Here is a 15,164-nt window from a genome sequence, read left to right on the forward strand (position 1 = left end):
TTAGTTAGCCTCCTCGACTTCATAACGGTAGTCCTCAATGACAACATTCGTTAAAACCTTTTCACACATTTCTTTTACTAGAGTATCAATGTCACGCTCTGTATCATTAATTGATAGTTCAAGATATTTACCGATACGTAAATCCTCTACTTCACCGTAGCCCATTTTAGCTAAAGAACCCTGTACTGCAGAGCCTTGTGGATCAAGAATGCTCTCACGTAATGTTACATAGATTTTTACTTTTTTCATTGTTATTTGCCTCCGAGTCTAGAAAGTATAATAGTATAAACTTCAGTTAAATTACCAAGGTCTCTACGAAAAACATCTTTGTCTAACTTTTGCTTCGTTGTTGCATCCCAAAGTCGACATGTATCTGGTGAAATTTCATCTGCCAATAAAACATGACCATCAGCATCACGGCCAAACTCTAATTTAAAATCAATTAGCGTCACATTGACATCAGCAAAGATTGGCTGTAGAACTTTGTTAATAGCTAGTGCCTTATCGTAAATAGCCGATACTTCAGCAGACGTTGCAAGCTCAAGAACATCTATATGCTCTGTCGTGATGAATGGATCACCTAACTCATCGTCCTTATAGTAAAACTCGACGATTGGTCGTTTTAAAGGTGCCCCCTCTTCAAGACCAATACGCTTTGCTAAACTTCCTGCAACTATATTACGAACGACTACTTCAATCGGAATAATATCTACTTTTCTTACAAGTTGTTGCGTATCAGATAATTGTTTTACGAAATGTGACGCAATTCCGTTTCCTTGTAATTTTTCGAAAATTAATGAAGTAATGCGATTATTTAAAATGCCCTTACCTTCTATTTCTTCTTTCTTTTCACCATTGAATGCAGTCGCACTATCCTTGTACTCCACAAGCAGCACATTCGGCTCCTCCGTTGTATACAATTTTTTTGCTTTACCTTCATACAAAAGTTGACCTTTAGTCATTCGTTTTTCCCCCTGATATTATGAGATACGCTTTTATGAATGATCAGAATCGAACCGTGTTCTCCACGATTCAATTCTGAAGCATTTACTGGTGGCTCTAACATTTATTTTGTATTGGCGAAATAAATATTAGTTAAGTCCTAGACGTTCAAAAATCATATCAACATGCTGTAAGTGGTAGTTATAATCAAAGCACTCGTCCAGCTCTTCTTTTGTTAAATAAGATGTGATTTTTTCACTTGCATCCACTAATGTGCGGAACTGTACCTGCTCGTCCCATGCCTGCATAGCTAAAGGCTGTACAGTATCATAAGCTTCCTCACGTACTAATCCTTTATCAATTAATGCTAACAAAATGCGCTGAGAGTAAATAAGACCGAATGTACGAGTCATATTACGTTTCATGTTTTCAGGGAATACTGTTAAGTTTTTCACAATATTACCGAAGCGATTTAACATATAGTTAAGAGTAATCGTTGCATCCGGTAAAATAACACGCTCTGCAGAAGAATGAGAAATATCACGTTCATGCCATAAAGCGACATTTTCATAAGCAGTCACCATGTATCCGCGCATTAAACGAGACATCCCAACCATGTTTTCAGAGCCGATTGGATTACGTTTATGTGGCATTGCTGAAGATCCTTTTTGACCTTTAGCAAAAGCTTCTTCCACTTCGCGTGTCTCAGATTTCTGTAAACCACGAATTTCTGTTGCGAATTTTTCAATGGAAGTAGCGATTAAAGCTAATGCACCTAAATATTGTGCATGACGATCACGCTGTAAGGTTTGTGTTGAAATCGGTGATGCAGCTAGACCTAGTTGATCACAAACATATTGCTCAACACGAGGATCAATATTGGCATATGTTCCAACGGCGCCAGACATTTTTCCAGTTTCAATTACTTTAGCTGCTGCTTCAAAACGTTCCAAGTTACGCTTCATTTCCTCATACCATAAACCCAGCTTTAAACCAAAAGTTGTTGGCTCTGCATGGACACCATGAGTACGGCCCATCATCACTGTATGTTTATGTTCTTTTGCCTTAACAGCAATAATATCAATGAAATTCACGATATCTTTACGTAAAATATCATTTGCTTGTTTGATTAAATAAGAAAGTGCTGTGTCTACTACGTCTGTAGAAGTTAAACCATAATGTACCCATTTACGCTCTTCACCAAGGGTTTCTGAAACGGCACGTGTAAAGGCTACTACGTCATGACGAGTCTCTTGTTCAATTTCTAAAATACGGTTCACATCGAATGAAGCATTCTCACGAATTTTAGCAACATCCTCTTTTGGAATATCGCCGATTTCAGCCCACGCCTCACAAGCTAGGATTTCTACCTCTAGCCAAGCTTGATATTTATTTTGTTCTGTCCAAATTGCGCCCATTTCGGGTCTTGTGTAACGTTCAATCATTGCGTATCTCCTTCTATTCTGACCAAATGCCAGAACTCTCGATTTGTTGTAATGTTTCTTCTAAGTTTTTTGTCATAATCGTTACATGGCCCATCTTACGGTTAACCTTAGCCTCAGCTTTCCCATAAAGATGGATAGACCATTCAGGATATTTAGCAATGGAGTTACTCAATGGCACGACATGCTGCCCTAATACATTGATCATAATGGATGGTGCCCAAAGCTCTGGCTTACGTAATGGCCAACCACAAACAGCTCGTATATGCTGATGGAATTGTGAAACATTACACGCTTCTATTGAATAGTGCCCTGAATTATGAGGTCTTGGTGCTAATTCATTAATCACAATGCCACCATCTTCTAGCACAAACATTTCTACCGCTAACGTTCCTACTAAATGTAAGTAATCTGCAATTTTTAAAGCTTCTCGTTCGGCAGCCTGGGCTGTGCTTTCTGTTATGCGAGCAGGCACAATTGTTTCGTGCAGAATATGATGAACATGAATGTTCTCTCCAACTGGCTGGCAATACGATTCACCACTACCATTTCTTTGAACAATGACTGATACCTCTTTTACGAAGGGTACGAATCCTTCAGCAATACATGGAGAATGCATAAAGAGTTCTTTCGCTAACGGAAGATCTTCAGTTGATGTTAACAGCTGCTGTCCCTTGCCATCATAACCACCTCTTGCTGTTTTGACTATACAAGGATAACCAATCGAATCAATATTGGCTACTAATTCTTCATAAGTTTTTGCAACAATATATGGTGCTACTGGGCAACCAGCTCTCACAATCGCGTCCTTTTCGGTTATGCGGTTTTGTGTAATGCGTACCAATTCAGCTCCCTGAGGAACATAAGCCATTTGTGATAAACGCTTTAAGCCTTCATAATCAATATTTTCGAATTCATATGTGATGACATCACTGACTTCTGCAAGTTCTTCTAAAGCAGCTTCATCATCATAGGGAGCTACAATACGAACATCTGCCACCTGCCCACAAGGTGAGTCCATTGCCGGTTCCAGTACAGCAATTTTAAAACCAGACTCCTTTGCAGCAAGAGCCATCATTCGACCAAGCTGCCCCCCGCCTATAATACCTATCGTTTGTCCAGGATAAATAATTTTTGTCACACTAAGTCACCTGTGCTTTCTAAAACTTGCTGCTTTGTAGCTTCACGTCGAGCATCTAACTTGTCAGCAAGTTCTGCATCTGTCGTTGACAAAATCTGAGCTGCTAGTAAACCTGCGTTTGTTGCTCCCGCTTTCCCAATAGCTACAGTTGCTACAGGCACACCACCAGGCATTTGAACGATGGATAGCAGTGAATCAAGCCCATTCAGTGCACGTGATTGAACTGGTACACCGATGACAGGTAAAGTTGTTTTAGCTGCTACCATTCCAGGTAAATGTGCAGCTCCGCCTGCCCCAGCTATAATTACTTGTATTCCCCGTTTGCGTGCTGCTTCCGCATATTCAAACATTAAATCTGGTGTTCGATGTGCAGATACAACCTTCTTTTCGTACGGTACTTGTAATTCGTCTAAAATATCACATGCATGTTTCATTGTTTCCCAGTCACTTGAACTACCCATAATGACACCGATTTTCGGATTCATAAATTGTCGCTCCTTTTAAACGATAGAAAAATGATCAATTATTGTGCAAGCCTCTATATAAAATAGCTCTGCAATTTTTACCTTTTTACAAAGAAAATCCCCAAATAAACTACTCTCTACCTTTACGCGTGAAAGCAGCTTACTTGAGGACTTATAAGGGCAAGAATTTGTCCATATACAATTTTGTACATGGATCTTCTCATAAAAGCCAAAAGTGCTTTCCCGCATAGTCCAGCATTTACGGTGCCGGGTAGAGACACTAGAGCCAATCCTCTAGCATATATGTGGGATTTATTTGTTTTTCCTTATCATATTTTAACAAGGGATCGTATTATCGTCAATGCAAAAATGCGAACATTTTTTTATAACCTAAAAAAAACGTTCGGATTTTAGTCAAAATCATTCCATATCTTGAGTAAGTATAGCTTTAAATTGAATTTTTTGACGTAATAATGTTGGTTCACCATCGACTAAATGAAATAGTGGCTCTTCTTTTCGTCCAATTGCCATGTACCCATCGTTTCGCATTCTTTCTAAACATTCTTCAATGGATTCGTTTTCTTGTACTTCATACCAAATTTGCTTCTTTCCCAACTTTTTCTCCCTTTCAATAACATAATTTATTTCCTAGCACTTGTTACTTCATTATACCTTGAGTTGCCTTAGGAAGTGTGTAAGAACTAATTAATTGTTTGTTAAATATAAAAAACTGCAGATATATATCCGCAGTTTTACTTGCAAGTTCAGTAAAATCCATATAAAGCTTTTATATAGATGCCTAATATTAGTAGCAACAAGAATGAATGAAGGACAACAAGAATGAAACGATATTCTTTAATACCTAAAAAGGTACTAACCATACCTATTCCTCCTAGTATAAATGGCGTAAATATACTCAGGTCAGAGAGGAATTTAAAAAAACTCCCATACCATTTTGTAGAATCATATCCAAACATTAAGAATGTTAGGAGTAGGCACAGAATCGAAAGAGTCGAAAACATATTACGCTTCATTTTCATTCCTCCATCATTCCATTCAAGATAAGTAGGAAGTGCTGTCTATTTTAATTATCCTTACATCAGTATAAATTTAACATTTAGTGAATTATACCACTACTTTTTATTTTATAAAATAAAAAAAGCCATGGAATATATCCATGACTTTTTAAGTGCCTAGCGACGTCCTACTCTCACAGGGGGAAGCCCCCAACTACCATCGGCGCTAAAGAGCTTAACTTCCGTGTTCGGTATGGGAACGGGTGTGACCTCTTTGCCATCATCACTAGACTATGTTCGGCTTTCAATATACATCGCATTTCTTCGTCAGCTTCTGTCGTTCAGTCAGTCACGTACTTGAGTACGCTCCTTCCCTCTCTCCATTGCTTCCTCGAACTACTCGTATCTTGAAACCCTTTATAAAAGAAATTATTCTTTCAAAACTGGATAAACGGTTCATTGAATGCTTCAAACTTTTTGGTTAAGTCCTCGATCGATTAGTATTCGTCAGCTCCATGTGTCACCACACTTCCACCTCGAACCTATCTACCTCATCGTCTTTGAGGGATCTTACTTACTTGCGTAATGGGAAATCTCATCTTGAGGGGGGCTTCATGCTTAGATGCTTTCAGCACTTATCCCGTCCACACATAGCTACCCAGCGATGCCTTTGGCAAGACAACTGGTACACCAGCGGTGTGTCCATCCCGGTCCTCTCGTACTAAGGACAGCTCCTCTCAAATTTCCTACGCCCACGACGGATAGGGACCGAACTGTCTCACGACGTTCTGAACCCAGCTCGCGTACCGCTTTAATGGGCGAACAGCCCAACCCTTGGGACCGACTACAGCCCCAGGATGCGATGAGCCGACATCGAGGTGCCAAACCTCCCCGTCGATGTGGACTCTTGGGGGAGATAAGCCTGTTATCCCCGGGGTAGCTTTTATCCGTTGAGCGATGGCCCTTCCATGCGGAACCACCGGATCACTAAGCCCGTCTTTCGACCCTGCTCGACTTGTAGGTCTCGCAGTCAAGCTCCCTTGTGCCTTTACACTCTACGAATGATTTCCAACCATTCTGAGGGAACCTTTGGGCGCCTCCGTTACCTTTTAGGAGGCGACCGCCCCAGTCAAACTGTCCGCCTGACACTGTCTCCTGCCCCGCTAAGGGGCATGGGTTAGAATTTCAATACAACCAGGGTAGTATCCCACCGACGCCTCCTTCGAAGCTGGCGCTCCGAGATCTCTGGCTCCTACCTATCCTGTACAAGTTGTACCAAAATTCAATATCAGGCTACAGTAAAGCTCCACGGGGTCTTTCCGTCCTGTCGCGGGTAACCTGCATCTTCACAGGTACTATAATTTCACCGAGTCTCTCGTTGAGACAGTGCCCAGATCGTTACGCCTTTCGTGCGGGTCGGAACTTACCCGACAAGGAATTTCGCTACCTTAGGACCGTTATAGTTACGGCCGCCGTTTACTGGGGCTTCAATTCGCAGCTTCGCTTGCGCTAACCACTCCTCTTAACCTTCCAGCACCGGGCAGGCGTCAGCCCCTATACGTCACCTTACGGTTTTGCAGAGACCTGTGTTTTTGCTAAACAGTCGCCTGGGCCTATTCACTGCGGCTCTCATGCGCTTGCACGCTCAAGAGCACCCCTTCTCCCGAAGTTACGGGGTCATTTTGCCGAGTTCCTTAACGAGAGTTCTCTCGCACACCTTAGGATTCTCTCCTCGACTACCTGTGTCGGTTTGCGGTACGGGCACCTCTCACCTCGATAGAGGCTTTTCTTGGCAGTGTGAAATCAGGAACTTCGTCCATACGGACTCGCCATCACAGCTCAACGTTACAGTGTGCGGATTTGCCTACACACACGCCTTACTGCTTGGACGCGCATAACCAACAGCGCGCTTACCCTATCCTACTGCGTCCCCCCATTTCTCAAACGGTGAGGAGGTGGTACAGGAATATCAACCTGTTGTCCATCGCCTACGCCTATCGGCCTCGGCTTAGGTCCCGACTAACCCTGAGCGGACGAGCCTTCCTCAGGAAACCTTAGTCATACGGTGGACGGGATTCTCACCCGTCTTTCGCTACTCATACCGGCATTCTCACTTCTAAGCGCTCCACCAGTCCTTCCGGTCTGACTTCAACGCACTTAGAACGCTCTCCTACCACTGACATCGTAGATGTCAATCCACAGCTTCGGTGAATCGTTTAGCCCCGATACATTTTCGGCGCAGCGTCACTCGACCAGTGAGCTATTACGCACTCTTTAAATGATGGCTGCTTCTAAGCCAACATCCTGGTTGTCTGTGCAACGCCACATCCTTTTCCACTTAACGATTACTTTGGGACCTTAGCTGGTGGTCTGGGCTGTTTCCCTTTTGACTACGGATCTTATCACTCGCAGTCTGACTCCCGTGTATAAATATCTGGCATTCGGAGTTTGTCTGAATTCGGTAAACCGGGATGGCCCCCTAGTCCAAACAGTGCTCTACCTCCAGTATTCTCATCACGAGGCTAGCCCTAAAGCTATTTCGGAGAGAACCAGCTATCTCCAAGTTCGATTGGAATTTCTCCGCTACCCACACCTCATCCCCGCACTTTTCAACGTGCGTGGGTTCGGGCCTCCAGTAAGTGTTACCTTACCTTCACCCTGGACATGGGTAGATCACCTGGTTTCGGGTCTACGACCACGTACTATTTCGCCCTATTCAGACTCGCTTTCGCTGCGGCTCCGCCTTCTAAAGCTTAACCTCGCACGTAATCGTAACTCGCCGGTTCATTCTACAAAAGGCACGCTATCACCCATTAACGGGCTCTAACTACTTGTAGGCACACGGTTTCAGGATCTCTTTCACTCCCCTTCCGGGGTGCTTTTCACCTTTCCCTCACGGTACTGGTTCACTATCGGTCACTAGGTAGTATTTAGCCTTGGGAGATGGTCCTCCCGGATTCCGACGGAATTTCACGTGTTCCGCCGTACTCAGGATCCACTCAGGAGAGAACGAACTTTCGACTACAGGGCTTTTACCTGCTCTGGCGGACCTTTCCAAGTCGCTTCATCTAACTCGTTCTTTTGTAACTCCGTATTGAGTGTCCTACAACCCCAAGAGGCAAGCCTCTTGGTTTGGGCTCTTCCCGTTTCGCTCGCCGCTACTCAGGGAATCGATTTTTCTTTCTCTTCCTCCAGGTACTTAGATGTTTCAGTTCCCTGGGTCTGCCTTCAAGACGCTATGTATTCACGTCAAGATACTACGCGATTAAACGTAGTGGGTTCCCCCATTCGGAAATCTCCGGATCAAAGCTCACTTACAGCTCCCCGAAGCATATCGGTGTTAGTGCCGTCCTTCTTCGGCTCCTAGTGCCAAGGCATTCGCCGTGCGCCCTTAATAACTTAACCTATCAGCTTTCCATACACTTCACATTTCGTTGTCAGCCTCACTCGTTCAATCAGTCACGTACTGAAGTACGCTCCTTCATTTACTCGATTGCTTCCTAGAACTGCTCGTGTCTGAAAACCTTATCATGTTATTAAGCCTATAAAAAAACTTAAAAAATAAATGTGTTTGTTACAATTTCAATGTCGTTTTATCCAGTTTTCAAAGAACAAGTTTTGAAGTATTTCATTCAGAAAGAATGAACCTTCAAAACTGAACGCAAAACGTAATCTTACAAACCCTAGGTTTGTATTCCGAAAATATCCTTAGAAAGGAGGTGATCCAGCCGCACCTTCCGATACGGCTACCTTGTTACGACTTCACCCCAATCATCTATCCCACCTTCGGCGGCTGGCTCCAAAAGGTTACCTCACCGACTTCGGGTGTTACAAACTCTCGTGGTGTGACGGGCGGTGTGTACAAGGCCCGGGAACGTATTCACCGCGGCATGCTGATCCGCGATTACTAGCGATTCCGGCTTCATGTAGGCGAGTTGCAGCCTACAATCCGAACTGAGAACGACTTTATCGGATTAGCTCCCTCTCGCGAGTTGGCAACCGTTTGTATCGTCCATTGTAGCACGTGTGTAGCCCAGGTCATAAGGGGCATGATGATTTGACGTCATCCCCACCTTCCTCCGGTTTGTCACCGGCAGTCACCTTAGAGTGCCCAACTAAATGATGGCAACTAAGATCAAGGGTTGCGCTCGTTGCGGGACTTAACCCAACATCTCACGACACGAGCTGACGACAACCATGCACCACCTGTCACCGTTGCCCCCGAAGGGGAAACCATATCTCTACAGTGGTCAACGGGATGTCAAGACCTGGTAAGGTTCTTCGCGTTGCTTCGAATTAAACCACATGCTCCACCGCTTGTGCGGGCCCCCGTCAATTCCTTTGAGTTTCAGTCTTGCGACCGTACTCCCCAGGCGGAGTGCTTAATGCGTTAGCTGCAGCACTAAGGGGCGGAAACCCCCTAACACTTAGCACTCATCGTTTACGGCGTGGACTACCAGGGTATCTAATCCTGTTTGCTCCCCACGCTTTCGCGCCTCAGTGTCAGTTACAGACCAGATAGTCGCCTTCGCCACTGGTGTTCCTCCAAATCTCTACGCATTTCACCGCTACACTTGGAATTCCACTATCCTCTTCTGCACTCAAGTCTCCCAGTTTCCAATGACCCTCCACGGTTGAGCCGTGGGCTTTCACATCAGACTTAAGAAACCACCTGCGCGCGCTTTACGCCCAATAATTCCGGACAACGCTTGCCACCTACGTATTACCGCGGCTGCTGGCACGTAGTTAGCCGTGGCTTTCTAATAAGGTACCGTCAAGGTACAGCCAGTTACTACTGTACTTGTTCTTCCCTTACAACAGAGTTTTACGAACCGAAATCCTTCTTCACTCACGCGGCGTTGCTCCATCAGGCTTTCGCCCATTGTGGAAGATTCCCTACTGCTGCCTCCCGTAGGAGTCTGGGCCGTGTCTCAGTCCCAGTGTGGCCGATCACCCTCTCAGGTCGGCTACGCATCGTCGCCTTGGTGAGCCGTTACCTCACCAACTAGCTAATGCGCCGCGGGCCCATCCTATAGCGACAGCCGAAACCGTCTTTCAATATTTCACCATGAGGTGAAACAGATTATTCGGTATTAGCCCCGGTTTCCCGGAGTTATCCCAAACTATAGGGTAGGTTGCCCACGTGTTACTCACCCGTCCGCCGCTAACATCAAAGGAGCAAGCTCCTTTGATGTTCGCTCGACTTGCATGTATTAGGCACGCCGCCAGCGTTCGTCCTGAGCCAGGATCAAACTCTCCATAAAAGAAATTTGATTAGCTCAAATTGTTTTGCTGGCATCATTTTGATGTCCAAAATTTTGTTTCGTTCACTAGCTAGGCTAGCTACTTAAAACTTTATTGATTACGTTTTGCTTGTTCAGTTTTCAAGGTTCATTTGCTAGTTACTCTCAAGTAACTTTTTATAATTTAACATATTGTTAACATATTGTCAACTGTCTATGTTAATATTTTAAAAGTTGTTCGTTTGTTTCGTAACAACGTGTTTAAATATATCATCATAAAATAAAGTTTGCAAGCGTTTCATTAAAGTAAAACTATTCTTATTATTTAAAAGTGAGTTTCTTCTATAATAAAGGTGAAAGCAACTTTATATAAAGTAATGCTCTATGAATAATAAAAAAGATGAATAGAGTAACAATAAAATTTTTTATTCAATCATAAAAAACTCCATTGTTAGAATCCTTACTTAACAATGGAGTTTTTTTCAAAGTATATTTAATTTATCGTACCCAGATGAAATATGCTAGGAAGACAAAGAATAAACCATACATCATAGGATGAATTTCTTTTCTCCGTCCCGCTAACAACATTGTGATTGGGTAGAACACGAAGCCAATTGCAATACCCGTAGCTATAGAATAACCAAGAGGCATCATTAATACCGTAAAGAATGCAGGTACGGCAATCTCAAATTTATCCCAATCAATTAAACGTAATGACGAAACCATTAATACCCCTACAATTACTAGCGCAGGTGCTGTTACTGCTGGCGTTACTACTGCTAATAACGGAGAGAAAAATAAAGCTACTAAGAAAAGTACTGCTGTTACTACCGCCGAGAACCCAGAGCGAGCCCCAGCTGCTACCCCCGAAGTTGATTCTACATAGGCAGTAGTCGTAGATGTACCAAATAAAGAACCAATTGTTGTTGCAAGTGCATCTGCCATTAATGCGCGACCTGCACGTGGTAATTTATTATCTTTGACTAAGCCAGCCTGTGTTGCCACAGCCATTAAAGTACCTGCTGTATCAAAGAAATCTACAAACAAGAATGTTAATACAACTACTAAAAACTTCACGTTAAATAATGATTTAATATCTCCAAGTGGTTCTAGTGCCACCATGAATGTAGAATCCACACTTGGAATAGCAGAAACAATTGCTGTTGGAGGTTCAATAATACCTGTCACCATACCAATAATCGCAGTAATAACCATCCCTAAGAAAATACCGACACTGCGTAATTTAATAATCAGAATAACAGATAGAACGATGCCGAATACCGCTAGTAATGTAGAGCCAGTGAAAGTTCCTAAAGTTACTAATGTAGCTGGACTATCTACAACAATTCCTGCACCTTGTAAACCTACGAAAGTAATAAACAATCCTATTCCTGCCGAAACAGCATATTTAAGCTGTACTGGTATAGCGTTAATAACTGTTTCGCGAATACCTGTTAGAGATAGGATGATAAAGATAATCCCAGAGAAGAAGACGCCAGTTAGACCAGTTTGCCATGGAATACCATAAGCTCCAACTACAGTAAAGGCGAAGAATGCATTTAATCCCATACCAGGAGCTAGTGAAATTGGGAATTTAGCGAAAATACCCATTATTAAAGAACCAACTGCTGCAGCTAATGCTGTTGCTACAAAAACAGCACCTTTATCCATCCCTGCATTTTCTAGAATACCTGGGTTAACAGCTAGAATATATGCCATCGCAAGAAAGGTTGTAATACCGCCTATTATTTCGCGGCGGTAATTAGTTCCTAATTCATCAAACATGAAATATTTTTTCATTATAAAAAAATCCTCCGTATGGTCGTCCTCAATATCGAAAACAAAAAAGACACGCTGACTAATCTACTAGTCGCATGTCTACGATATATTTCATCCACATTAATGTGTGAAATAAATTAGGGTTTATACATTCGCATATAAACCTCAATCGTAGTCAAGTTATTTACGGTAACTTGGTAGAAACTCACGGGCCCTATCCCCGACATTATACGACGACTTATTTAATTTACATTCGTAATATATCATTTCACTTTTTAGATTTCAACCCTATTTCCGAACAATTTTATAAAATAAAATACGAAAGTTCGTGTAAATTTCTTATTTAATGTTCATATTTTAATAAACTGCTACTAAAAAGCCTAAGTACGGAACAATTCTCCGAACGCAAACAATAAAAAACCCCTTAGAACTCACTCGAATTCTAAAGGATTTTATGGAAGGACTCAATTGCAGACAATCTTTAATTCATCACTTTACTTTGCAAAACCTGAATTCTTTTTTCTAACTTCTGTTTCCAATCTTCCGCCAATGCATCTACTGCTCGGATATGTTTCATCGCATCCGCATCTTTGTTTTTAAAATATACTTCGTTGCAATACAAAACCGAAACTTGGGCAGGATGCTTTTCTACTAATTCAATATTCGAGCTCGCACAGATTGTCCCCTCTTCTAGTACACGCCCAAGGAAGCCAGTATAACCAGTTTCAATCATACGTTTCAGCAATGTGTTTGATTCAGTATATTTGTCGATCGTGCTACAGGGAACACGCCCTTGTGTAATTTGAATGACAGCATCTCCTATTTTATAAATATCACCAATACAAGTATCCGCTTCTAGCATATTTGTAACCGTTAGATTTTCACCGAAAGCAGCAGTTGGTAGTGGTTTACCAAGTTCTTGTTCCCATTGTATGTAATGTTCCGCAGGATATAAACAAACTGCACGATCAGGACCACCATGATGTTTTTTATCAGCAACATCATCTCCGTCGAAGCCATGAGCTGACAAATAAACTTCTTGAATTTTTTGCTTTTCAATACCTGTAATCATTGAACGCCCTTTACTATCAATCAATTCTTTTGGCATCCCAACTGCTAATGTATGAATTATTGGTTTATTTTTTTCCATTTGAATCCCCCCCTAATCTGAATAGTATCATTTCTTTTGCATTCATTTAGTTTACTACACACAACACTTTACCAGCAATTTTTCCATGTTGAGATACTTTATTTAGCATAAATTCAGACATAGTGAAATCAAAAAAGCCCTAAAAACCTCTCAGGGCTTTTAGGGCGTTTGCTACTATTCCCACTCAATCGTTGCTGGTGGCTTAGATGTAATATCATACACTACACGGTTAACGTGTTTTACTTCGTTTACTAGACGGACAGAGATTTTTTCTAGTACATCCCATGGGATACGTGCCCAGTCAGATGTCATACCGTCGATAGATGTTACCGCACGGATACCGATTGCGTAATCATACGTACGTGCATCGCCCATTACACCAACTGAACGGATATCAGGTAATACCGTGAAGTATTGCCAAATGTCACGATCAAGGCCAGCATTGGCGATCTCCTCACGTAAGATGAAGTCAGATTCGCGAACGATTTCTAATTTTTCTTCTGTTACTTCACCAAGTACACGGATACCTAATCCAGGACCTGGGAATGGTTGACGCCAAACGATTTTTTCATCCAGACCAAGCTCTAAGCCTAATGCTCGTACTTCATCTTTGAATAAAGTTTTTAGTGGTTCGATTAATTGGAATTGCATATCTTCTGGAAGTCCACCAACATTATGGTGAGATTTGATTGTTTGTGCAGTTGAAGTACCTGATTCAATAATATCTGTATAAAGAGTACCTTGAGCTAAGAAATCCATACCTTCAAGCTTTGATGCTTCTTCATCAAATACGTAAATAAATTCATTACCGATAATTTTACGTTTTTTCTCTGGATCTGATACACCCGCAAGCTTGTCCATGAAACGTTTGCGAGCATCAATTTTAATAAGATTCATATCGAAATCTTCAGTAAATGTTTTCATTACTTGCTCAACTTCACCTTTACGGTTTAAGTTGTGGTCTACGAACATACAAGTTAATTGGTCACCGATCGCTTTGTGGATAAGAACAGCTACAACTGAAGAGTCAACACCACCTGAAAGCGCACATAATACTTTTTTATCGCCTACAATTTCACGAATTTTTGCGATTTCAAGTTCGATGAAGTTGGCCATTGACCAATCACCTTTTGCTTCACAAACATCGAATACGAATTGACGTAATAAATCATTACCATAAACAGAGTGACGTACCTCTGGGTGGAATTGAACAGCGTATAGTTTACGTTCTACGTTTGCCATTGCTGCAATCGGACATGATGCGCTCGTTGCGATCACTTCAAATCCAGCAGGAACTTCTGTTACATGGTCACCATGGCTCATCCACACGATTTGCTCAGTTGGTAACTCACCAAATAATTTATTGGAAGCAGTTACTTTGATTTCAGCTTTACCATATTCACGAGTTTCAGCGCCTTCTACTTTACCACCATTTGTATGCGCCATTAATTGCATACCATAGCAAATACCTAGGATTGGTAGGCCTAATTCAAAAATGGCTGGATCCACATGGAAAGCATTTTCATCATAAACAGAGTTTGGACCACCTGAAAAAATAATACCAGCTGCGTTCATTTCTTTAATTTCTTCAGCAGTTACTGTATGTGGATGTAATTCACTGAATACACCAAACTCACGGATACGACGAGTAATTAATTGGTTAAATTGGCTACCGAAGTCAAGTACAACGATTTTTTCTTGCTCTTTTAATAAAGGGCTAGCTGTCAAAATTTCCACCTCTTCTACTATTATTAAAGGATCATTCATTTGTTCAAAGAAAAACGCGAAGAAAGTAAAATCTTTCTACGCGTTCAAAAAGCTCATGATGATTTATAAAGGCGAATGCGTAGCAAAGTAAAGTGATTTACTATACCTCTCACCTAGCGAATACATCCGCCTTCATAGAGAAATCATTTGTGGTGATTTCGTAGAAACATCCGAACCTTATTATCGAACTTATATGAAAGCAATCCTTGCATTTAATTTT

The 15,164-nt window shown here is 42.0% G+C and carries 9 protein-coding genes, 3 rRNA genes and 3 riboswitches; all 12 genes read right to left on the minus strand.

The features are described from left to right. Nucleotides 1–249, minus strand: a complete 249-nt coding sequence (purS, locus tag ACE1MS_RS19820) for a phosphoribosylformylglycinamidine synthase subunit PurS (protein WP_012292012.1) — start codon at nucleotides 247–249, stop codon at nucleotides 1–3. Nucleotides 250–251: 2 nt separating this feature from the next. After that, nucleotides 252–962, minus strand: coding sequence for a phosphoribosylaminoimidazolesuccinocarboxamide synthase (gene purC / locus ACE1MS_RS19825; protein ID WP_031416791.1), 711 nt, complete (start codon nucleotides 960–962; stop codon nucleotides 252–254). 129 nt (nucleotides 963–1,091) lie between these two features. Next, nucleotides 1,092–2,387 (minus strand): adenylosuccinate lyase, encoded by a 1,296-nt coding sequence (gene purB, locus ACE1MS_RS19830; protein WP_012292010.1) that lies wholly within the window; start codon nucleotides 2,385–2,387, stop codon nucleotides 1,092–1,094. Nucleotides 2,388–2,400: 13 nt separating this feature from the next. Beyond that, entirely contained in the window at nucleotides 2,401–3,525 is a 1,125-nt protein-coding gene (gene purK / locus ACE1MS_RS19835; protein ID WP_012292009.1) for a 5-(carboxyamino)imidazole ribonucleotide synthase, read from the minus strand. Continuing rightward, nucleotides 3,522–4,010 (minus strand): 5-(carboxyamino)imidazole ribonucleotide mutase, encoded by a 489-nt coding sequence (gene purE, locus ACE1MS_RS19840; protein ID WP_012292008.1) that lies wholly within the window; start codon nucleotides 4,008–4,010, stop codon nucleotides 3,522–3,524. Before purE ends, purK begins: the two co-directional genes overlap by 4 nt. Before the next feature lie 207 nt (nucleotides 4,011–4,217). After that, nucleotides 4,218–4,316: riboswitch (purine riboswitch) on the minus strand. Nucleotides 4,317–4,409: 93 nt separating this feature from the next. Next, entirely contained in the window at nucleotides 4,410–4,604 is a 195-nt protein-coding gene (locus ACE1MS_RS19845; RefSeq protein WP_012292006.1) for an NETI motif-containing protein, read from the minus strand. A gap of 576 nt (nucleotides 4,605–5,180) precedes the next feature. Continuing rightward, a 5S ribosomal RNA gene (gene rrf / locus ACE1MS_RS19850) occupies nucleotides 5,181–5,296 on the minus strand. 186 nt (nucleotides 5,297–5,482) lie between these two features. Next, nucleotides 5,483–8,410: ribosomal RNA gene (locus ACE1MS_RS19855) — 23S ribosomal RNA — on the minus strand. A gap of 307 nt (nucleotides 8,411–8,717) precedes the next feature. Then, nucleotides 8,718–10,269 (minus strand): 16S ribosomal RNA (locus ACE1MS_RS19860). The 16S, 23S and 5S rRNA genes sit together here, the layout of an rRNA operon. A gap of 477 nt (nucleotides 10,270–10,746) precedes the next feature. Beyond that, complete coding sequence (locus ACE1MS_RS19865) at nucleotides 10,747–12,048, minus strand: NCS2 family permease (RefSeq protein ID WP_031416433.1); 1,302 nt, start codon at nucleotides 12,046–12,048, stop codon at nucleotides 10,747–10,749. A gap of 131 nt (nucleotides 12,049–12,179) precedes the next feature. Further along, nucleotides 12,180–12,281, minus strand: a riboswitch (purine riboswitch). A gap of 227 nt (nucleotides 12,282–12,508) precedes the next feature. Further along, nucleotides 12,509–13,177: an MOSC domain-containing protein gene (locus ACE1MS_RS19870; RefSeq protein WP_031416432.1), complete on the minus strand. Its 669-nt coding sequence runs from the start codon at nucleotides 13,175–13,177 to the stop codon at nucleotides 12,509–12,511. A 174-nt stretch (nucleotides 13,178–13,351) separates the two neighbouring features. Beyond that, nucleotides 13,352–14,905, minus strand: coding sequence for a glutamine-hydrolyzing GMP synthase (gene guaA, locus ACE1MS_RS19875; RefSeq protein ID WP_031416382.1), 1,554 nt, complete (start codon nucleotides 14,903–14,905; stop codon nucleotides 13,352–13,354). A 154-nt stretch (nucleotides 14,906–15,059) separates the two neighbouring features. Further along, nucleotides 15,060–15,161: riboswitch (purine riboswitch) on the minus strand. Nucleotides 15,162–15,164: the final 3 nt, after the last annotated feature.

The organism is Lysinibacillus sp. fkY74-1, assembly GCF_053165895.1.